At 42.8% G+C, this 20,937-nt stretch carries 18 protein-coding genes; 4 read left to right on the top strand and 14 right to left on the bottom strand.

Annotated elements, in window-relative coordinates; translation table 11 throughout:
• Window positions 1–39: 39 nt before the first annotated feature.
• Both ACWU4D_RS18885 and ACWU4D_RS18880 read right to left on the bottom strand, forming a co-directional pair.
• Window positions 40–1,350 (bottom strand): type II toxin-antitoxin system HipA family toxin, encoded by a 1,311-nt coding sequence (locus ACWU4D_RS18885; RefSeq protein ID WP_456052996.1) that lies wholly within the window; start codon window positions 1,348–1,350, stop codon window positions 40–42.
• Entirely contained in the window at window positions 1,340–1,630 is a 291-nt protein-coding gene (locus ACWU4D_RS18880; protein ID WP_456052995.1) for a helix-turn-helix domain-containing protein, read from the bottom strand. Before ACWU4D_RS18880 ends, ACWU4D_RS18885 begins: the two co-directional genes overlap by 11 nt.
• A gap of 317 nt (window positions 1,631–1,947) precedes the next feature.
• Here ACWU4D_RS18880 and ACWU4D_RS18875 point away from each other — a divergent pair, with 317 nt between their 5' ends.
• Window positions 1,948–3,096, top strand: a complete 1,149-nt coding sequence (locus ACWU4D_RS18875; RefSeq protein ID WP_456052994.1) for a cytochrome-c peroxidase — start codon at window positions 1,948–1,950, stop codon at window positions 3,094–3,096.
• Between the two features lie 81 nt (window positions 3,097–3,177).
• Here the strand turns inward: ACWU4D_RS18875 and ACWU4D_RS18870 are convergent, their stop codons facing one another.
• Window positions 3,178–3,771, bottom strand: a complete 594-nt coding sequence (locus ACWU4D_RS18870; RefSeq protein WP_456052993.1) for an NAD(P)H-dependent oxidoreductase — start codon at window positions 3,769–3,771, stop codon at window positions 3,178–3,180.
• Window positions 3,772–3,798: 27 nt separating this feature from the next.
• Complete coding sequence (locus ACWU4D_RS18865) at window positions 3,799–4,692, bottom strand: EamA family transporter (RefSeq protein ID WP_456052992.1); 894 nt, start codon at window positions 4,690–4,692, stop codon at window positions 3,799–3,801.
• A gap of 130 nt (window positions 4,693–4,822) precedes the next feature.
• Between ACWU4D_RS18865 and ACWU4D_RS18860 the strand changes: the two genes are divergently transcribed.
• Window positions 4,823–5,314 carry a MarR family winged helix-turn-helix transcriptional regulator gene (locus ACWU4D_RS18860; RefSeq protein WP_456053006.1) on the top strand — a complete coding sequence of 164 codons (492 nt, stop codon included), beginning with the start codon at window positions 4,823–4,825 and terminating at the stop codon, window positions 5,312–5,314.
• Window positions 5,315–5,324: 10 nt separating this feature from the next.
• On the opposite strand, the gene ACWU4D_RS18855 is transcribed toward ACWU4D_RS18860, so the two are convergent.
• On the bottom strand, window positions 5,325–6,245 hold the full coding sequence (locus tag ACWU4D_RS18855) for a LysR family transcriptional regulator (protein WP_456052991.1): 921 nt from the start codon (window positions 6,243–6,245) through the stop codon (window positions 5,325–5,327).
• Window positions 6,246–6,337: 92 nt separating this feature from the next.
• Between ACWU4D_RS18855 and ACWU4D_RS18850 the strand changes: the two genes are divergently transcribed.
• Window positions 6,338–6,613, top strand: a complete 276-nt coding sequence (locus ACWU4D_RS18850; protein ID WP_456052990.1) for a DUF1330 domain-containing protein — start codon at window positions 6,338–6,340, stop codon at window positions 6,611–6,613.
• 56 nt (window positions 6,614–6,669) lie between these two features.
• On the opposite strand, the gene ACWU4D_RS18845 is transcribed toward ACWU4D_RS18850, so the two are convergent.
• A complete protein-coding gene (locus tag ACWU4D_RS18845) occupies window positions 6,670–7,425 on the bottom strand; it encodes a helix-turn-helix domain-containing protein (protein ID WP_456052989.1) in 756 nt (251 codons plus the stop codon).
• Between the two features lie 134 nt (window positions 7,426–7,559).
• Between ACWU4D_RS18845 and ACWU4D_RS18840 the strand changes: the two genes are divergently transcribed.
• Window positions 7,560–8,423 carry a hypothetical protein gene (locus ACWU4D_RS18840; RefSeq protein ID WP_456052988.1) on the top strand — a complete coding sequence of 288 codons (864 nt, stop codon included), beginning with the start codon at window positions 7,560–7,562 and terminating at the stop codon, window positions 8,421–8,423.
• A gap of 101 nt (window positions 8,424–8,524) precedes the next feature.
• Here ACWU4D_RS18840 and ACWU4D_RS18835 read toward each other — a convergent pair whose 3' ends face one another.
• The 8 genes from ACWU4D_RS18835 to ACWU4D_RS18800 all read right to left on the bottom strand — a co-directional run bounded on the left by ACWU4D_RS18835 (window position 8,525) and on the right by ACWU4D_RS18800 (window position 20,931).
• Complete coding sequence (locus tag ACWU4D_RS18835) at window positions 8,525–9,541, bottom strand: LacI family DNA-binding transcriptional regulator (protein ID WP_456052987.1); 1,017 nt, start codon at window positions 9,539–9,541, stop codon at window positions 8,525–8,527.
• A 79-nt stretch (window positions 9,542–9,620) separates the two neighbouring features.
• Entirely contained in the window at window positions 9,621–12,713 is a 3,093-nt protein-coding gene (locus ACWU4D_RS18830; protein WP_456052986.1) for a GH116 family glycosyl hydrolase, read from the bottom strand.
• Window positions 12,714–12,797: 84 nt separating this feature from the next.
• A complete protein-coding gene (locus tag ACWU4D_RS18825) occupies window positions 12,798–15,209 on the bottom strand; it encodes a GH36-type glycosyl hydrolase domain-containing protein (RefSeq protein WP_456052985.1) in 2,412 nt (803 codons plus the stop codon).
• Between the two features lie 70 nt (window positions 15,210–15,279).
• Complete coding sequence (locus tag ACWU4D_RS18820; protein WP_456052984.1) at window positions 15,280–16,371, bottom strand: ABC transporter ATP-binding protein; 1,092 nt, start codon at window positions 16,369–16,371, stop codon at window positions 15,280–15,282.
• A complete protein-coding gene (locus ACWU4D_RS18815) occupies window positions 16,371–17,720 on the bottom strand; it encodes a GH1 family beta-glucosidase (protein WP_456052983.1) in 1,350 nt (449 codons plus the stop codon). The genes ACWU4D_RS18820 and ACWU4D_RS18815 overlap by 1 nt, the downstream gene beginning before the upstream one ends.
• Before the next feature lie 8 nt (window positions 17,721–17,728).
• Entirely contained in the window at window positions 17,729–18,535 is an 807-nt protein-coding gene (locus ACWU4D_RS18810) for a carbohydrate ABC transporter permease (protein WP_456053005.1), read from the bottom strand.
• A gap of 91 nt (window positions 18,536–18,626) precedes the next feature.
• On the bottom strand, window positions 18,627–19,616 hold the full coding sequence (locus ACWU4D_RS18805; protein WP_456052982.1) for a carbohydrate ABC transporter permease: 990 nt from the start codon (window positions 19,614–19,616) through the stop codon (window positions 18,627–18,629).
• A gap of 64 nt (window positions 19,617–19,680) precedes the next feature.
• Window positions 19,681–20,931: an extracellular solute-binding protein gene (locus ACWU4D_RS18800; RefSeq protein ID WP_456052981.1), complete on the bottom strand. Its 1,251-nt coding sequence runs from the start codon at window positions 20,929–20,931 to the stop codon at window positions 19,681–19,683.
• Between the last annotated feature and the right edge of the window lie 6 nt (window positions 20,932–20,937).

Raw genomic sequence — 20,937 nt, 5'->3', positions numbered from 1 at the left:
GATGCGATGGTATTTACCTCAGCTTAAGCAAGTATCATCTCAACCTAAGAGTGCCGCGTTTTCTTGCTTACGCTCTGCGAGTGTTTTTTCTATCGCTAACACAGTGATCATACTCACCCCGTGTTGCTCGGCAAGCGGCCTAAACTGACTAATGGCATCAACGACTTCTTGAATGCATTCTTGCGCTTGCCTCCATGTAGCAAAGCCTGCACTGGCCGCAAGCTTTTGCATCACTTTGAGTGGTGGCGCTTTTCCGTATCCTGCAAAGGCGGTTGCATGTTCATTAAAGGGATGAGGGCTAAAGGTCACATCGTAAAAAGGGGCCAGCTCCCAACTTCCATCATCGGCTTGTAAAAAGCCCCAGTTTTTACTGTGATCGTCTTGGTTCGCGGCAAATAAGTTAAACATTGCACGGCGAAATTGAAGTTGCCCAGCAGCAGGTGACTTACACAGTTGGCGACTGGCTTTAATAAGGTCGCTGTAATCTAGGCTCGGGCTTCGGAAGTCAGCATCCAATAAGCCGCAGGCACTGTGCATATGTAAACGTCCAGCGTTCTTCTGTGCGGGTAAATAATCGAAGCGTTTTAACGCAAGCCATGCCTTAGCGCCGCTACTTGCTGGCGCTTCAATTAATTGCCACATCGGGGGCCGGCATTTTGCCAACTCAGCCATTTGTAAGTAGACCGCTTCACACAAACCCTCTTCATGGCCCAGCGCCAAGTTCTTCGAAGTAAACTTAACTAACCATGCTTCATCGCCAGGTTGTGCATAGGTGCGGCATTGCGTCGCGTCGCCAGCAGGCATATAAATTTGCGCTTTAGGGCGAGCACCGCCGGAGCTTCCTACGGCGACTAAGGTAGTGAGCACCTGTTGAGTATTACCGTCTAAGTCGTAAGTCTGGGATTGATCAAATAAGTTTTGTGCTTCCAAGCCGAGTGTTGCCAAATCAATATCTGATCGCTGATCCGATGAAAACTCTGATACAGGGGTAAAAGACAATGCCCCCATTCCTTGCTGGCCAACAAACGCTAGTCTATCCATTGCCGTTACTTGCGCTGGTATTACACCTTTTTGGCGAAACACACGATCTTGCAACAACAAACCCCAACCATCGGGAAGACTGTCGCCAAAAACACCGTGAATGCCTTGGTGAGGTTCTTTTGGTGCTTGCTGCAATCGCACATCGCCTTGAAGAGTAAAAGGGGATAAATTGCCAAACCTGCTTAGATATTTTTCATCGTACTGAAAGAAAACACCTTGACGGTTTTGCGCTAATATTCCCACCGATACGATTTCTCCCGTTGTGAGAGTGCGCTCCACATTCAGCTTTTGAATGGATTTAAAACTCATCTTTAAGCACCTCTTCGATGCTGGTCGGTAAAGCGGTGCGGTCAGCGGTTACTTGTGTCAATTGATAAAGCCGGTCTAGTGAATCCAGCGATTGCCATAAAAGCAGCAGCTGGCGAAATGAAATTTGTCCGGTGAGCTCAAATTTTTTTATGGTCGAAGCTGGTACACAACTACGCTGGGCCAGTGCCTCTCGAGATAACTTCGCTTGTTTGCGTAAGCCACGCAGGTGAGAAGCAAAAGCTTGGCTAACATCGGTATCATCTAAAAGTGAAAAGTTCATATGCAGCCTCAATGGACACAGTAGTGTCTATTATAGCGCTATTTTGTAAGTTATGGATACAATAACACCCATACAAGTGTAAATGACCACTATATGATTGGAGAAGGATACTAATTACTGATTCTTTACATCACCCACTACTTAGTAAACTGCAAACCAAACACCAATTTTTTACCACTATTGATAATTTACTACTCACAATATTGATACGTGTCATATACAATAACCATGAGAATACGAATAATTATCAAGGGCGTTATTGTTTCTGAATATTCGTTCATTCAACAAAAAATATTCGATTCTACTTGGAGGTTGTTTTGGTTCGTAAATCTATCCTATGGTCATGTTTGATCATGCTTTGTCCACCAGCATTCGCGAGTGCAGACACAACGCCAGTAGAAGCAAAAGCTCAGCTTGGGCAAATCCTATATTTCGATGTAAATATATCTAAGAACCGGACTCAATCATGTGCAACCTGCCATAACCCAGCTCATGGCTTTGTTGATGATCGAAAAAATGCGCTCAACGCCATGGTTTCACTGGGTGATGATGGTCACTCATTTGGTGATCGCAATGCTCCAAGCGCTGCATACGCCAATCGCATTCCTGTTATTACTCGAAATAGTGAAACTGGCGAGTTTAAGGGAGGCCAGTTCCTCGATGGACGAGAACGGGATTTAGCCGGTCAGGCAGGTGGACCTCCACTCAACGGGCTCGAAATGGGAATGCCTGATAAAGCATCCGTTGTTGGTCGATTAAAAGAAAATGAGTTCTATCTAACACGCTTTGCCGAGCTTTATGGCGATACGATTTTTGAAGATACTGACGCTGCATATAGCGCTATGACCGACAGTATTGCTGAATTTGAAAAAACCGACTTTTTCTCCCCTTTTGATTCTAAGTACGATCGCTACGTTAAAGGAGAAGTCTCTTTAACCAAGCAAGAGTCCTTGGGCGAAGCACTGTTCTTTTCCCAACAATTTACGAACTGCAATAGTTGTCATCAATTAAAAGCATTTGGTAATAGCCAAGGCGAAACATTCTCGAACTATGAATACCACAACCTCGGCGTGCCGATGAATATTGCTGTTCGAGAAGCCAATGGATTGGGTCTGGATTATGTAGATCGAGGTTTATTAGAGCACCCTCGAATCGACGATGAGAAACAAGCGGGAAAATTCAAAGTCCCGACATTGCGGAACGTTGCTATTACCGGACCTTATATGCATAACGGTGTTTTTCAGGACCTTCGCACTACCATTCTATTTTATGACAAATACAACAACAGCACGCGCAAGCTAAATCCTGAAACTGGGCAGCCTTGGCGTGAACCAGAAGTAAACCGCAACCTAGCGTTAGAAGATAAAGAGTTTAAGGCCCCTGCATTAACCGATAAAGAAGTCGATGCATTGGTTGCCTTCTTAAAAACGCTCACCGATGAACGTTATGAACATTTGCTGAAATAGTGCTCAATCGAATACAACAATGATTATTACGGTCTAAACATTCGAATTAGACCGTATTATCAAGTCATGGTGAGCACTTACTTACATTCCATAAACAAAAGGTCGACCTTTTTCACCCATAGCATGATGAATAGGTTTTAATGCTGTCGCATATGAAGCTAACAGCTCTAATGTATATTGCGTACGGAGCATCATGCCTTCATCAACACAATTGAGTTCACTGTCTAATGTGGATTCAATGTGGCGAAAAATTAGATGATCAGGCAGAAGGCAAACATGATTATTTTTGCTGGCTGTCATTCTTAATTCACTGATTGGATAAACCCCATTACCACTGGCAGAAACGCTTACAAGTAATGCGGGCTTATGTGCCAACTCATTTGCGGTTGTTAACATAAGAAAGTTCTTTAATGCTGGTGTCGCCATACCATGCCATTCAGGTGTTATAAAAACGAAAGCGTCAGAGACAGAAAGCTGCTGAGAAATCTCCTTCCATGGCTTCCATTCATCCGTATCTTGCCAAACCCCTTCATTCCAAAATGGCAAATTGAGATCGAACAGATCCATGATCTGCACTTCTTTAAAACCTTTGCTACTCATCTTTTTTAAATAACGAGCTACATTTAAGCTCTGTGAATTACCACGCTGACTACCAGAAATAATCGTGAGTTTCATAAAGTATCCTTAAAATAATTAAATGACTTATTCAGTCTGCACATTAATGGGCTTAGCAGAAACGCGATTACGCGAACTGACCATAACAATTGCAGCAAAAAGGCCTAACATTCCAACTCCTTGAAGAAGATTTAACGATTGGCCGAGAAATATATACCCGAGTAATACCGCAGAGAGGCTGCTCAAAAAACCAAGAATGGAAATAGTGAGCGTTGGCAGTTTACTAATTCCATTAAACCAAAGTGCATAAGCAAGTATTGCTCCTACGATAGATAAATAACCATATCCTATAGTATTCTTAATCGTGATCTCATTCGGCAGCCCCTCAGACCATAATGCCAATGGTAGCAACATGATCCCTCCCAAAAGCAATTGCCACCCTGTAAAACCAAGTAGAGTCATGGTTTGAGGACTTCCCCAACGCTTGGTTAATACTATCCCGAAAGACATGCTGATTGCACCGAATATTCCTATAACAACGCCTTCAACATTTAACTCAGCTTGCTCATTAAAAAGCAACAGTGCCATGCTTCCAATGGCAAAAAAACTCGCCACTAATTGCCTTATATTCAATTGATTTTTCAATAAAAAATAGCTTAATACGATGACAGCAATCGGAGAAATAGACATTACTAACGCGGCCATTCCACCAGGAAGGTGTGTGGCAGCATAAAATAGGCAATAGAAGAAAAAACCAACATTCAAAAAAGCTAAGGTCACTAATCGACACCACCAATGACCAGATGGTAATGATCTCGTTAACAATACTAGAATTAGGCCAGCGGGCAATGCTCGCAATGTAGAAGCTGTAACAGGATAATTTTCCGGTAGTAATTCGCTCGTCACAATATAGGTACTACCCCAGATAATCGGCGCGATGGCGGTTAATCCTACAGTCATAAGATAACTATTTTTCTTCACATTTCCCTCTCTCAATAAGAACTATTTTATTGCTCGATTATTTATCTTTCCAAAAAGATACTTTTTAGAGAGTATTGTTAAATGAAAGAGAAATCAAGTATCTTTTTAGAAAGTTACTTTTATGGTTTTAATTATGAATGATCATGTAGACCTCATTTTACAGCAGTGGAAAGAAGCCAAACCGGATCTAGATTGCTCTGCGATGGGCATCGTTGGACGCTTGGCACGAGTTGAATCGGTCTGGAAGAAACAACTAAGTCATGTGTTCAAGCATCACAAGTTGAGTGGGATCGAGTTCGACATACTTGCAACTCTATATCGAAGCCAAATGCCCCTAACACCAACAGATCTTTATACAACACTTATGCTGTCCTCAGGCGCAATGAGCACTCGTATTGAAGCACTTGTTCAACGTGGTTTAATAGAAAGAATTTTAAGTGCGGAAGATCGTCGAAGCTGCAAGGTTACCTTAACGGAACAAGGAAAAAACCTTATCAACCTTGCCGTTGAGGCTCACGTTATGAATATGGATGAGATGCTTTCAATGCTTAATGAAGATGAAAAAGTTCAATGTGCTGCACTATTAAAAAAGATACTACTCGCGCAAAAGCAGCCCTTCTGAGCTTATAAAATTACAATTTATCAGGTGCAGCTAAGGAGACGTGATTGAAATAGTGGCAAAGTAATTGATAGAAACGAGTGACGTGGGCTGGCTTATCCTTCTGGTATTGGTGCAAGAAATAGAAATGCCAGGCCCTTCCTTGAACCTCAGGTAGTATTTTCACCAACTGCTCCTTAAGCAATGCCGACTGAGCGAGAAACTCAGGATACAATACTATTCCCATATCATAGCGCGCCATATCCAATACCGTGGATAACGAATTCGCTTTAGCGCAATGTTCAATAGAGAAGGAAAATGGATTCTTTTGTTGATTATCAAAAAGTTGCAGCTCACCATTTTGCCACGGCGTTGCAATAAAACGATGTTGGGAAAGTTGAGCGACTTCTTTCACCTTGCCGTGCTGTTTAATATAGCGAGGAGAGGCACAAAACACCTCAGCGACCTTACCAATAGACAAAGCTCGATAATTACAATCTTTAAGATCGCCACCAAATACCGCAACATCTAGGCCATGTTCAATTAAATCTTGCCATTTTCCCGTCACAATTACATCTGGCTGAATAAACGGAAATTCCAAACACAATTGGTGAATTGCCGGAATAACAATGTCTTTTTCGAAAAATGGAGGAATAGCGACCTTAAAAACACCACTCGGTTGTTCTTTTTCACTCTCGAGCTCAGTGAGTGTCAGACTGAGCTGCTCACTTAATAACTCACTACGACTCAGTAATGTCTCTCCAACAGCAGTTAATACCAAACCTCGCGTATTCCGCACCAATAACTGATGGCCGGTGGCTTCTTCTAAACGCTTAATTTGCTGGCTAATTGCCGACTTGCTCAAACCCAATTTTTTCGCTGCCGCGGTAAAAGAGCCTTTCTTGGCAACTTCGACAAAAATAAGGAGCAATGGTGCTAGCTTTACTGCGTTCATATTATTAAACAGTCCGTACATATTGTGGTTATTGTTTAATATTCAGTAAGTTTTATTCTGTGTCAACACCATCAACAAAAGGAAACTTTCTTATGACCTGCTTAGTCATTATTGATCTAACCCCAACAGATAAAACCCAACTATCCGCCTACAGCGCACAAGCTGCTGACACCGTTACCGCTTACGATGGAAAATTTATTGCTAAAGGAGAAATCGAAATACTGCATGGCGACTCTGAATATAAGAATAAAGCGGTCATTGAATTCCCGAATCAGGAAAGCGCGAGAAATTGGTACCATAGTGAAGCATATCAAGCACTGGTTCCATTACGAGAGAAAGGAATGAACAGTCAATTTCATCTGGTTTAATACGAAAATGGGCTTACTTATCATAGTGAGCCCAATTAATAATCACATCACAACAACTACTCAATATCTCTTTCAAGTGGCCACTCTCCACAGATATTGAAAGGGGCTGCAATTGTCGACCATTTGACTGGTAGAAGGCGATCTTTAGGTAGAATTGCCTCATCTTGATAAGCGGCTTTGCGATAACGCTGCATTAACGCTTCCATATCCGAATTTAAAGCACTGAGCGTGTCTGGAGACATAAAACGAAATGAGCTAGAGAACCAAGTTTTAGGATCACTGTGGTTATTTATCGCATGGTCCAAGAAATTATGATTCCTCTCTCGCACAAGAGCGGCTAACTTGCTATCCAAACTCATTAATAATTTGCCTTCCACTTTGAGTTTGAATTGGTTATTCGCCGATAACTCAATAAACCCATGCCGATCTAAATCACGTAAGTAACGAAAAACAGTGATGTCATTAAGCTCGTAATTTTCCTGAACAGCATCAAGGCTATAGCCAGAGACGAGAAAGAAAAGGAAATAGAAGTGTGAGGGATGGGATGCAAGAAACTCTTCTTGTTGACCATTTAAGCGCACCAAAGGCTCAGAGTACCCTTTCGCCACTTCAAGCAAATCATAAAGGGAAATATTAATCGCATCACACACCTCGCTCAGTCGGCTAAGTGAGCAGTCACGATCTTTAAATAATCGCTTAATCGTTTGTTCTGATACACCAATGTGATTGGCCACATCTTTGTAAGTAATACCTTGTGCTTTCAATGCCAATTTGAGAGCAGTGGTGATCTCTTGAGGAGCAGCCTGTTGCATTGTTTTCTCCATTTAATGGTACTTACCCAACCCAATTAGATACACAAATTGTACCTTTTAATTACATTAATGACAAAAAGATACTTTAGGTGTTCCATACCCATAGTCTTAACTACACACTATTGGAGAACAAAATGAAAAAAACCACGTTGATTGCTGGCCTACTACTCTCTCAAGTTGCCCTTGCTGAACCAGAAGTATTATGGCAATACGATGATTTTAAAATGCCAGAATCGGTACTGATCGATAACGAACGTAACCAGATTTACGTATCAAATATCAATATGGATCCCGTGTTAGAGGATGAGAATGGCAGCATTGGTCTCATTAGCGCTGATGGGAAAAGTCATACTGTTGAATGGGTCACAGGACTTAGTTCGCCAAAAGGTCTCGCGCAAAAAGGCGAGTATCTCTATATCGCCGATGTAAAAGAGCTCGTCGTCATTAATGTCGATACCGCTCAAATTTCAGCACGCTACCCAGTTCCAGGTGCTGGTGTTCTGAATGGTTTAGCATTTGACAAGCAAGGGGATCTCTATGTCTCCGACTGGATGGGGAACCGTATTTATCGCCTAAAAAACCAAGAATTAACCGTCTGGTTGGAGACCGAAGAACTGGAGTCACCGAATGGCCTTGTAGTCAAAGATGATTACCTTTATGTGGCGGCTTGGGGCAAGAACCCTAAATCAGATTTCTCCACAGAAGAAAGTGGCTTACTAAAACGCATTTCGCTGAGCGACAAGCATATCGAAAATTTACCTGATGACCGTTCTTGGAATAACTTAGATGGCTTACACCCTTTACCCAATGGCTGGTTAGCAACAGACTTTTTAACCGGGGAGCTCCTCACTTTAAACAATCAAGGAAAAATAGTAGACCGAGAGCTTTATGGTCAAACCTCTGCGGATTTCTGGCTGGACGAGAAACACAACCTGTTGCTCGTTCCTTACATGATGAGCAATCGTGTTGCGGCATATCGCTATGAAGAGAAAAAGTAGAGATCTACATAGTGTCTCTTCGCTACCAAGGAGTTTCTTTCGAGTTTAAGAATTCTTAGTCGTCATATTGAAGACAAATGATATACTTCCACCTTTGGTTACTAACGATAGACAGATTTAGTCGACTGTCTAAGCATTAGATCGATTGGTGGGAGCCTAGCTTCATGTTTTTCCCCCGACAATAAATTCAGTATCGAATGCGCACAAACAATCCCAATTTCTTCAATTGGCTGGCGTAACGTCGTCAACCCCGGAGTGAAGTATCGAGAAGTAGGTAAGTCATCAAACCCTACAACTGACACATCTTCTGGTACTCGAAATCCATTATCGGTTAATGCTTTTATAGCACCATAGGCTGTAAGATCATTGGAGGCAAAAATCGCCGAAAAATGCACTTTCGATTCAATCAGTTCAACTGTTTTTTCGTAACCTAAGTCAGCACCAAAATCCCCCTGCTTCACGAGTTTTGGATTTACCTTTATCTCAGCTTCGTGTAACGCTTTTTTATACCCATCAAAACGCGCGCCTGAATCGGGTTGGCTTGCTAATCCTTTTATATGCGCGATATTCATGTGACCAAGTTGCAATAAATGCAGCGTGGCAATATAGCCCCCGAGAACATTATCTAGGTTAAGGGAACGTATATTATCGCCTTCAATATTAAATCCTACAGTGACAACAGGAATCGATTTTGCTGTTTTTAAAATCAACTCCTCACTCAGTGTACCGGTAACGACAACCAAGCCATCAACATGACTTTTCATCAAATACTCAAGCGCGTGCATTTCGAGCTTGTTTTGCCAATGACCACTAGCCAAAACCAACGAGTAGCCCTGTGCTAATAATACATTTTCCATATCGTTTAAGATGCGACTGGTGTACGGACTGTCTGGGTGCTGAACCAATACACCAATCGTCAAAGTACGGCTATTGGTGTTTGCCTGCATATGAAAATTGGGCGTATACCCAAGATCCGTTATGGCGCGAGCGATGTTTTTACTCTTGTCATCAGAAACATAAGTGGTTCGATTAAGAAATCGTGAAACGGTACTTGCTGATACGCCAGCATGCTTAGCGACATCGTAAACGGTTATTTGTTTTTTACTTCGCTTTTTCATTGAATTCACTTATCAAACTATAGAAAGATAGAAGATAACTTTAGCACCCCTATATGTATAGGAGTGCTCGTCATTTTGTCTACAATGACTCATAAAGATAGGCGAATATCATACCTGGCCTAAAGTAGCGCCCTGCGGTGTATTTTAGCCCTGTACTTAAAAGCCATTTATTCAGATCTAGCATGACTGACTCTTCAATCACACGCGAAGCCTCAAGCTGGCACTTAAAGGTCGAAATATCACTGGTCAACTCTGGGTTTACTCGACCATCACCAAGTAAGTAACCCACCTTGATTAAGTCATTATACCAGTCACTTGCCACCGCAGACGTCAATTGAAATTGCTCTGCTAAGCTAGCTTGAGTCACCGCCACCGAGCAGTTAAAACCTTCAGGAGCTGCGAACGGAATTTTCGCCATACCATAAAGCGCATGATATACCGTATCAATTAAGCGTTCAGCTTGTTGTTGCTTCCCTGCAAACCTTAACGCAGTGGCAGCACTAAATTGAACGCCAATCCACACATCTTGAGCTTGAAATGCCTCATGAGGTTGACCATCCGCTAAAGTCATATTGGCGACTCCCAACTTAGGGCTATTTATTTCAAAGTTCGTTCGGTAGATAAAATCTAATGTTCGATCAATACGCTCTTCAGGAAATAGTCCTTCTAAGCCAACAAGTTTCAGATAGCTATCGGCCAGTAAGGCATCACCAAAACTGTTATCAGAGTCAGGCACAAGCTTAGTAAATTCATCACTAAAGGCATTGGGGGCTAATGATAGCAACGTCTGTTTTTTCTCAGCTCGCTGCTGACTTTTGGGCACTGAACTTGTCAAATCAACATCATCTAAAAACTGATTCAAAAGACTCGCATCTGCAATGGTCTCTCCAGATAATGTTAACCCTAAAGGCTCAAGTAATTGATAATCGATTCCGGTTAAATGCTTTGCTTGAATCGGCGTAATAAAGAAATGGTAATAGCCGTTCTTCTCATCCCATAATCCACGTTCTACCGTTGCAATAGCTTGTACTGAACGCTCAGAAAAACCTAGAGCCAATGTCGGCTCATTGAGTAAACTTGCCAGCTCGCTCGCTGCTTTTAATCCTGCCGCCCATAAACTACCACAGTAAATAGAGACACCATGCGATGATAAGTTATCAAAGGTATCATCGGTACCACGAGTCAGAGGTAAGGTATCTCCTTCTTCGATCAAACCATTTAGAAATCTAATGCTCGCTTGAACAGCTGGCCAACACTGTGTTACCACATCCAGATTGCCCGTTTTTTGCCAATGACGATACACCATCAAAATGTATTTCGGTGCTAAGTCTTTCCACTCTTTTACATTATGCCAGCTGTAAGCATCTGGCTGAATGTCATAAGGGCTGCCTAAGTCATGAATCACCGCGCCTTCTATGGCTCGTGTCCCTTGATACTTCTGATCAACTAATTCTGCATTGGGTTTATCTTCGTATTCCCAATATCGCCGGACCGTATCATCACTGGCTAAAATAGCTTCGGCAAAATGCGTCATCACACAGCCATCGAGTTCCGGAAGTAGATAGAGCAATGAGAACGAACCATAGAAATAAACATCAAGAGAGTTAAAAAATGGGTAGTCGACGCACTCTTTCACTAAAAACTTATTCTCTTTATCCCATACGGTAGACTCCGCTAAGAAGGATAAACTATTCATTGCCATCGTCGCATATCGAGCACTACTGTCACTGTGCTCAAAGGCAGCTTCAGCTTGCAATCGAAACTCACTTTGCTGACTGATAATACGCTCTTCAATACTTTCTAATTGAGGAAGCACATCCTCTAGTATCGCCTTGGCTCGTTTGTTGCCTGAGTAATAACGTGAGTACGCTTTTTCTGATGCCCAACCATTTAACGATATCTTGCTATGATCCATCACTTGAGCAAAGCGCAATTCAATGCTTTCGCCCGCTTGCAATTCGATCTGGACGCACACCAATGCACTCAAGGATTCTCGACCGCTGTATATACCATGATCAAAATGATCGTTGGTTCGCCCCGTTTTCAATGCGCGTTCAACTTGCTGCTGTGTATGACTAGCGTACAACTGAGATTTCATCGAAACCGTGACTGTATTTGAGAAAACCGATTGGGCATCAGCATGCACGCCATACACAACTTCGCCTTCAATATCTGCCCCGTATCTTGATTGAGAGCTGAGACTCACACCTGAAAATTGAAATTCTTCTCCACCTATTTCAACTTTACAATGACGTTGTGCAATCGGATTTTGAACCAAATGACAACAAGAATCCTGTATACCATCTCGCGCCTTTTGATAGGTTGAACCAATAAGGTTTCTTAGTGGCTGAACCAACGTAACCAATTGAGTTTTCTCAGACTGATTGACCATCGAGAAGTGATTCCAGTGCAGCGGTAAACTGCACCGTTTCTGATCATCCTTAACCACAGGTGAAATCACATTTCGCGTAATTTTGACGGTTTCAAATGCTTGATACTCGTATTCAGCAATAGGGTAGAGTGCTCGGTAATCAATCTGATTTGCTGAAATACTGTCGATTCTAGAATGCCGATTGCCCGCCGTTAGAGACAGAGATCTTGCACTCGCGTTAACCAATAACCCATTAAAAAAGTCCAGAGCGACCAATAACTGGGTCTGCATCGATTTGGGGTTAACGCTAATTTCGCGTTGAGTCTTTGCTGTGAACTCGACATTCCAACGTGCAAAAGCCCGTTGGTTATTAAGATAAAATTCTCCCGATTTAAGCGAGTGTTGAATGTTGGTTAGCCACGCTTCTTTGCTGCTTATTGCCGAGCAATCGAAGCCCAAATCCGCAGGATAAAATTTTAAGAATGAGGCCAACTCATCGGCATCGAGTATTTCTAGATTATCTAACGAAATATCATCCATAACAGAACAATAGAAGTCGTTAAAATGAATATCCTCGTGCTCACAATCGATAAATATTCCAGGGATAAAACTAAAATTAGGCGTTTTCCCTTCAGGTGTCAGTGTGAACGTATTGCCAATACCACCGACAGCCATACCTGTATTTTCAGGTGTTGTCGAAATTGGGACATACCAAGGTTGAATAAATTCAACCGCATTTCCTTTGCTACAAAGTGCCTCAGACTTACCTAAATATGAGGTATATGGAATTTTATTTGTCATAGTCCGACGTCCAATATTGAATGCTTAATTTTCAATCTTAAGTAAATAAGCGAACCAAATAGGGAGCCTTCACTCCCCATTTTATTAGCCGAGTATTACATCCACAATATGCTCACCACTGGTAAAGATCGGCGCTTTATTTCCCTCAACAATTGCGCCATTGACTCGCATTTCCAATACCCCTTTACTAACGCTATTTGGGTTGGTGACATGAATATGATACGTCGCACCACGGAAGCGACGTTGAACACGAAACTCAGGCCAGCCAGAAGGAATACAAGGATCAATGGTTAATCCATCCACTTCAGGGCGAATGCCTAAAATCCATTGCGTGCCAGCGATATATGTCCAAGATGACGTCCCAGATAACCAAGCATTACGCCCAAGCCCAAACTGCGGATGCTCATCCCCTAAGATGTTCTGTGGGTAGCAGTACGGTTCTGATTCAAACACTTCGATAAAATGATTTTTAGACGCTGGGTTTATCTGACGATAGTATTCGTAAGCTCGGTCACCGTTGCCCATTTTCGCTTCGGCAATCATGACCCAAGGGTTTGCATGAAGGAAAATGCCACCGTTCTCTTTCGCCCCAGGAGGGTATGTCGAGACGCCACCCAAATTTGGATCAAATCCATCATATCCTGGTGTTGAAAGCTTAATCCCATTTGCGGTATTCAATTTGCTGTAAACCGAATTTAACGCTTGTGTCGCCCGCTCCTGACTCGCAAAGCCGGAGATCACTGGCCAACTTTGACCATTGGTATAAATTTGCCCCTGAAGATTCACTTTTGAGCCTATTGGCGCAGCTTTTTCATCAAAATAACGAATAAACCATTCACCATCCCAGCCACACTCATTGACTGTCGATTTCATCTGCTCATACTTGGTTTGATACTGAGCTTTAAGCTCGATATCTTGTTTTAGGTCACAGAGATCCAACATGTCCAACAGCGCCTTTCCGTACATATTGGCAACCATCATAGATTCTGCACCAGTCGGCAAATTCACCGTATCGTTCCAGTCTGCAAAACCAAGTAAAGGCAAACCATGTTGACCCGTATTGGAGTAGGTAAATTCAATCGCGCGACACAAGTGATCCCAAACCGTTCCCGATTCAATTGGATTATCTTGTGTGTCCTTTTGATAGTAAGGAATAACACGGTCTAAGAAGTCGACATTGCCGGTTTCTTTAATGTACTGAGCCACTGAGAAAATAATCCACAAGTGGTCATCACCATAATAATCAGGACGATCTAACTCCTCACGTGAGTCTCCAGCGTTCGCTTCCATGGTTGATGGAAAGAACTGATGCATAGCTGAACCATTCTGGTTTTGTACCGAGAGTAATCGTTCAATAAACTCACGCGCTTCTTCTGGCATATGAGTAATAACACCGAGGGTATCTTGCGATGAATCTCTAAAACCGATGCCTCTTGCTCCGTAACCCAATTGATAAAGCGACAGGTAACGAGACCAGTTCTTTGTCGTATGACACTGTCTTGGGTTATGAATATTTAACATCGAATTCATTGCAGGATCAGGAGTTTCCACCTGAACTGTCGACAAGTAATCGCCCCAATGCCTAGCCAACTCGTAAAACGCACGATCGACTTCTTCATGGTCACGATATTTCTCTAGCAATGACGTCGCTGCGTCAACACTTTCCATCTGCGTCAACTGAACGACCGTACGTTCAGTTTGTTGTGGCTTTAACCACCCCAAACGCAAGTTAAGTGCACCAATGTTGTCCCCACGTACGCATTCACTATTGCCAAGTTCAGAGGTAAATAATTTCTCTGGAGCACTCCAACTGCCGTATCCCATGTTGCCAAGGAATTTCTGACGGTCTCCATCAAACGACGTTGCAACTCGGTCTGCTGTCATCAAGTTAACCGCGTAATCGCGCTTCATAAAGGCGTATTGCTCAAGAACAATGTGACCCGATTCTTGTTGATGGGCATTGAGCGTCATGGTTTGTGGAACCCAATCTGCATTGACCAACTGTTTTAATGCATCAAAATGCGTGAATTCAAAAACCGGAACCACATCGACATGCAGTTCTTCGTCGCTCAGGTTGGTAATTTTAATATCTTCGAGTAAGACGGCATCACTCTTAGGAACAAATAACGTTGCCTCACAACGAACGCCATACCCTTCAGAAACAATCTTGGTGTAAGACAGCCCAGTATGGTTTTCAAATTTATCCAATGGCTTTAATGTTGGGGTATAAAACGGAGAGAACACCTCAACCTTGCCCGCTTTATCCGTCACCTTAAGGTAAATCGTTGACCCTTTAAAATCTGAGTTTGGCAACTGGGTAATGTATTTGGTAATACGGTTTAGTGCCGGATCACCTTTACACAATATCACTCCTCCATTGCTGTCAACTAATCCACCAAACGCCAGCGTACCGACATAGTTACTCCATTTGATCGGTGTACATGGTGTTGTGGTGACATATTCTTTATTGGTATCGTCAAAATATCCGAATTTCATATCTCTATTCCCTAGCCGGCTTTCTCAATGGGTGAAAGCCAAAATGTAAAATTTTTATTTAGGCGGTTAATTAACTTGCCAATGAGTTCCCACTAAGTGCATCGAATAGGTGGATTGCATCTAAATCGAGGTAAAGTGTTAATTCCTCTACATTTACTTCTGCAGCTTGAGTCTCCACCATCAAAGGTTGATCGCTAATTTCGGTTTTGAGCAAAATACTGGCACCAAGTAACTCTTTATCTTTAATTTTTACAGGAACAGGCAGAAGGCGATCATGATCCACTTGTTGCGCTCTTAGATGAATATCGGTCGGTCGAACGCCAAAATGCAATGCGATATTTTTCGAAGCCAGTGCTTTAAATCGCTCTGGTAAGGGAATTTCAATCTCTCCCAATGTCACAAAAAATTCGCCTCCTCTATCGATCAATTGAGCATCGAGCATATTCATTGAAGGGTTACCAATAAACTGAGCAACAAACTTGTTGGCGGGACGCTTAAACACTTCCGTTGGCGTACCCACTTGAGCCACATAACCGTCTTTAAGAATGACAATACGATCTGCCAACGTCATCGCTTCGATTTGGTCGTGCGTTACATAAATTGTGGTGGTTTTTAACTCGCGATGAAGTTGTTTAATCTCTTCACGCATCACACCACGCAACTTAGCATCGAGGTTCGACAAAGGCTCATCGAACAGAAACACTTTCGGGGTTCGTACCATAGCCCGACCCATTGCAACACGCTGACGTTGGCCACCAGAAAGATCTTTAGGTTTTCGGTCGAGCAGCTGTTCAAGCTCTAACATCTTGGCGGCCTTGCGGACTTCTGCATCAATATCGGGTTTTTTCATGCCTTTTAGCTTTAAAGCAAACGCAATATTTTCGTAAACCGTCATATGTGGATAGAGCGCGTAACTTTGAAACACCATGGCAAGGTCACGATCTTTGGCATCAACGTTATTGACCAACTTATCGTCAACAAGAATATCGCCAGAAGAGATACTCTCAAGCCCTGCAAGCATACGAAGTGTCGTCGATTTACCACAACCTGATGGGCCTAGGAAAACCACAAATTCTCCATCTTCGACAGTGAAATCAAAATGCTTAACCACATCGACATCACCAAACGATTTCTTAATGTTTCTAAACTCTACTTTTGCCATTACTTGTTCTCCTCAGCGCGCTGTTGCAACATATTTCGATACGCAATAGCGCTCTGTTTCAATGTTCTTTTTTGTGTTTGGTAATCGACATGGACAATGCCGAAACGTTGCTGGTAGCCAAAAGCCCACTCAAAGTTATCCATTAAACTCCAAGCGAAATAGCCATCAACGCGAACGCCTGCTTTAATCGCGTTATCAACCGCTTCTAAATGAGTCTGAAAATAGCGGACACGCTGGCTATCATTGACGTCACCGTCGTGCACTTGGTCATTACCTGCAGCACCGTTTTCGGTTATATAAAGCGGGGGAAGGTTGTCATAACGCTCTTTAAATCGAACCAAAAGATCCGTTAGTCCTTGTGGGTATATTTCCCAACCAATATGGGTCGTTTCGACACCTTCAGGTACAGGGGTTTTAATGTCGCCATCCGAGTCATAGTACGCGACACTTCGGGTGTAATAATTGATGCCAATATAGTCAACAGGTGCTGAGATCACTTCAAGGTCACCAGGTAGAATCATAGGCACATTGGCTTTTTGGTGTTCCATTACGAGTGCCGGGTATTCACCTTTCAATACCGGATCGACAAACCAATGGTAGTTTTCCGCTTCACAATACACGGCCGCATCGATGTCTTTTTCGCTCTTTGGATAAGATGGCGTTGCATTAAATACCACGCCATGCAGAGATTTAGGTGCATTGACTCTCAAATAAGGCATCGCCAAACCATGAGCTAACATCAGATGGTGCGACGCTAAAAAACCTTCTTTTTCTCCAATAATCCCCGGAGCATGTACTCCCCAGCGATACCCCAAAAATGCCGCAACAAAGGGCTCATTTAATGTGGTGTAAACATCGATTTTGTTACCAAAATGACGACTTACGATATCGGCATATTCAGCAAACTTATACGCAGTTTCACGATTAAGCCAACCACCTTTATCTTCAAGATATTGTGGTAGATCCCAATGGTAGAGAGTGACATACACTTTCATCCCACGAGCGTGGCATTCATCAATAATTTGTTCATAGAATGCTAACCCTTGTGGGTTAACCACCCCATCTTCCGGCAAGATTCTTGACCATGCGATGGAGAGACGATACGCATCAACACCGAGGTTTTCGATCATCTCAATATCTTGTTTCCAAAGATGATAATGATCGCAGGCTATTTCTCCGCTATCGCCATTATCGACCTTACCTGGAGTGCTGCAAAATGTATCCCAAATAGAAGGGGTGCGTCCGCCTTCTGAAGTTCCACCTTCTATCTGATAAGAAGATGTCGCGACACCGAAGACAAATTCCTTACGGCGTAGCTTTGAGTCTGTTGGTAGTTGATATTGATTCATTGGATTTCCTAACCTTTCACTGCGCCTGACGTTAAACCACTGATCATCTGTTTTGATGCGAAGAGATACGTTACGACCAATGGCAAAATAGAAATCGTGGTACCTAGCATAACGGCGCCCCAAGGCGTGTTTGGAATACCTTGCACACTTCGTAGTGCTTGAGTAATGACATAATTATCTGGCGTGGTGAGTACTACTAAAGGTTGCATAAACATATTCCAGAAGAAGACAAACTGAACGATAGCAAGGGTTGCTAATGCTGGTTTCATCAATGGCAATACCACACTCCAATAGGTTCTAAACTCCCCAGCACCGTCTAATTTCGCAGCTTCTAGGAGCTCTTTGGGAATAGATGCCACTACGTGTTGACGCATTAAGAAAATACCAAAAGGGGTTGCGGTAAACGGCAGTAGTACCGCCATATGGTTATCCATCAAACCCAAGAATTTCACGATCATGAAGTAGGGAATTAAGCTCAATACTGGTGGAATCATCATTGAACCGACCAACATGCCAAATAGGAAGTTTTTGCCACGGAATTTAAACACCGCAAAGGCATACCCACCCATACTACAAAATAACAGAGAAATCGTAGTGCCTAGAAAAGCAACGTAAATGGAATTAAACATCGCCTGCCAAAATGGCATAATTTCCTGCAATTTTGCATAGTTAATCGCAAGGCTGTCACCAATCGCAAAACTGATCCCCGAGCCAAAGATTTCAGTTCTATCACGCGTTGATAGCAGTGCTGACCAAACAAATGGAAACACGGTGACAATCGCTGAAATGATAAGAATGACCGCCAATAAGACCATTAGTAGTTTAACGATAATTTCGATAGCTCGATCGCTTGGCTTTATTGCCACGATGGACGAAGCACTCGACGTTACAGAATGAGTCGACATATTATTGCTCCCCTAACCCTTTTTTACCGAAGAAGAAAAACTGAATAGAAGTACAAGTAGCAATCAAGGCAAACAACAACCATGAAATTGCTGAAGCAGTCCCCATTTCTAACCATTCCCAACCCACTTTATAGAGATACATCGAAATCGTTAGGCCAGATTGCCCAGTTCCACCCTTACCTTGTGTGAGAACAAAAGGTTCTTCAAATAACTGCAAGTTACCAATAATCGTCATCGTGACGGCAAAAAAGACAAATGGACGAATCATAGGAAGGGAAATATTCCAAAAACGTCGGAATACATTGGCACCATCCATGCGAGCGGCTTCAAGGATATCTTTTGGAATCGTCATTAACCCGGTTGAATAAAGCACGATGTTGAAACCGGTATATTTCCAAAACACCATAATGGCGATCGACGGTTTAACCATTGCGGCATCATCAAGCCAACGAATGGGTTGGTAATCATTGACCCAACCAAATGCCCACCCCAATAAAGAACTGTCCGCTAACGCCATCAAGGTTTGGTTGATAATGCCTGAATTAGGCGAGTACATATTGAAGAAAATAAGCGATGCAGCAACCGTAGACGTGATAAACGGCAAGAAATAGGCTGACGTTAACCAATGACGCAAACGGTCACTCATCGACACTAATATATACGCCACTGGAATGGCAATTAGATGTTGAGCAACACCCGATGTGATGGCCAACCACAACGTATTCTTAAGTGATCGCCACAGCCAAGGGTCGGTAAGCGCAATGTCGTAGTTTTCAAACCCGACATAATTCATTGCCCCTAACCCTTCAACTGGGTTCCATTCATGAAACGACAAATAGACTGAGAAAAGTAACGGGAATACCCCGAAAACAGAAAATATGATGAGGAATGGCATCAAAAAGCCATACGCTGTAAACGCTTTCATATTTAAGCGAGAAAAAAGACTTTGGCGAGATGAAGTTTCCACGACACTGTTCGTTGTCTGATTCATTGTATCAACCTCTTACTTAGGGAGACGCTTTCGTGCGCCTCCCAAACTTAAAACGAACTCTTTATTACAGTTTACGTGTACGGCGCTTGATTAACATTTCGGCCTCTTCTAGAGCGGTTTTAATGTCTTTTCCTTCATCAAGCACTTCCATCAATGCGTTTTCCAAAATAATGGACTTAGCAACGTGATCACCCTTCGCAGGAGCCACTGGTTTGATGTTTTTCGCTACTTCAGCAAAAAGAAGACGAGCTTTCTGACCGCCTAAGAATGGCACTTCTTGTTCAAATAAAGCGTCATCGTAAGTCGTTACGTTCGCAGGAAATGCAGAGATAGTTTCGAAGTGCTTAAGTTGAACATCACGCTTAGTCGTCATGTATTCAATTAACTTCCAAGCTTCATCTTGCTTCTTCGATTGAGTTGGAATAGAGAGGAACGAACCACCCCAGCTACCATAAATTCCGTCAGGTAAGTTAGATGCGCCCCATTTGCCCGCTGTATCTGGTGCAATCCAGTTATTTAGGTGACCAAGTAGCCAAGCACCGGAAAGTTGAGTGGCAAAAGTGCCGCTGCGGAACCCTTCATACCATTCGTTCGTCCAAGCAAGAATTCGACCATCAAGCCCTTTATCACGAATCTCTTTCGCCACTTCAAATGCATGAACAAAACGCTCTGAAGTTACGACTGAGTTACCGTCGTTATCAAAGTAAAGACCTTCGCCTTCTGGAACTGTTGTAAAAATAATGGCTTGAGCCACATCCGCAGCAGATGCGATAAGTTGAACATTCTGCTCTTTAAGTTTCACGCCCGCCGCAATGTAAGAATCCCAATCTTTGATCGCTTCTTTTACATCAATGCCTGCGTTCTCAAAAATATCGGTACGGTAATACATAACACCAGGACCTAAGTCGACTGGAATCCCGTAGACATCACCATCACTGCCTTTACCTTGTGTCCAAGCATAGGCCGCAAACTTATCGGCGTATTTATCGGCACCGTACTGTTTTGATAAATTCACCAACCCGCCAGAGGCGACAAATGGGCCAATTTTTTCTACATCAACAACGATAACGTCGCCAGCACCAGAGCCTGTTGCTAGGTTTGTTGTCAGTTTAGTGTGGTGATCACCGTGATTGTTCATCAAGTAATCAACTTTGATGCCCGTTTCTTTTTCGAAATCAGGCAAGATGACTTTTAAACTGCTGTCGAAATCCGGAAATCCATCAAAACGAATGTCTGCGTCTGCTGCAATCGCTGTTGCGGTAGAAGCTAAACCAAATGCCACCATGCTCGAAAGCGCTAATGTCTTTAATTTCATGTCTTA

The organism is Vibrio phycocola, from assembly GCF_053850235.1.
The sequence above is the reverse complement of the archived record's forward strand: the minus strand, read 5'-3'. Positions and strand labels throughout refer to the sequence as shown.

What these genes read in the sequence shown, in the direction of transcription:
- ACWU4D_RS18885 (WP_456052996.1), bottom strand. Translation starts at nt 1,350, where the DNA reads ATGAGTTTTAAATCCATTCAAAAGCTGAATGTGGAGCGCACTCTCACA.
- ACWU4D_RS18880 (WP_456052995.1), bottom strand. Translation starts at nt 1,630, where the DNA reads ATGAACTTTTCACTTTTAGATGATACCGATGTTAGCCAAGCTTTTGCT.
- ACWU4D_RS18870 (WP_456052993.1), bottom strand. Translation starts at nt 3,771, where the DNA reads ATGAAACTCACGATTATTTCTGGTAGTCAGCGTGGTAATTCACAGAGC.
- ACWU4D_RS18855 (WP_456052991.1), bottom strand. Translation starts at nt 6,245, where the DNA reads ATGAACGCAGTAAAGCTAGCACCATTGCTCCTTATTTTTGTCGAAGTT.
- ACWU4D_RS18850 (WP_456052990.1), top strand. Translation starts at nt 6,338, where the DNA reads ATGACCTGCTTAGTCATTATTGATCTAACCCCAACAGATAAAACCCAA.
- ACWU4D_RS18845 (WP_456052989.1), bottom strand. Translation starts at nt 7,425, where the DNA reads ATGCAACAGGCTGCTCCTCAAGAGATCACCACTGCTCTCAAATTGGCA.
- ACWU4D_RS18840 (WP_456052988.1), top strand. Translation starts at nt 7,560, where the DNA reads ATGAAAAAAACCACGTTGATTGCTGGCCTACTACTCTCTCAAGTTGCC.
- ACWU4D_RS18835 (WP_456052987.1), bottom strand. Translation starts at nt 9,541, where the DNA reads ATGAAAAAGCGAAGTAAAAAACAAATAACCGTTTACGATGTCGCTAAG.
- ACWU4D_RS18830 (WP_456052986.1), bottom strand. Translation starts at nt 12,713, where the DNA reads ATGACAAATAAAATTCCATATACCTCATATTTAGGTAAGTCTGAGGCA.
- ACWU4D_RS18825 (WP_456052985.1), bottom strand. Translation starts at nt 15,209, where the DNA reads ATGAAATTCGGATATTTTGACGATACCAATAAAGAATATGTCACCACA.
- ACWU4D_RS18820 (WP_456052984.1), bottom strand. Translation starts at nt 16,371, where the DNA reads ATGGCAAAAGTAGAGTTTAGAAACATTAAGAAATCGTTTGGTGATGTC.
- ACWU4D_RS18815 (WP_456052983.1), bottom strand. Translation starts at nt 17,720, where the DNA reads ATGAATCAATATCAACTACCAACAGACTCAAAGCTACGCCGTAAGGAA.
- ACWU4D_RS18810 (WP_456053005.1), bottom strand. Translation starts at nt 18,535, where the DNA reads ATGGTCTTATTGGCGGTCATTCTTATCATTTCAGCGATTGTCACCGTG.
- ACWU4D_RS18805 (WP_456052982.1), bottom strand. Translation starts at nt 19,616, where the DNA reads ATGAATCAGACAACGAACAGTGTCGTGGAAACTTCATCTCGCCAAAGT.
- ACWU4D_RS18800 (WP_456052981.1), bottom strand. Translation starts at nt 20,931, where the DNA reads ATGAAATTAAAGACATTAGCGCTTTCGAGCATGGTGGCATTTGGTTTA.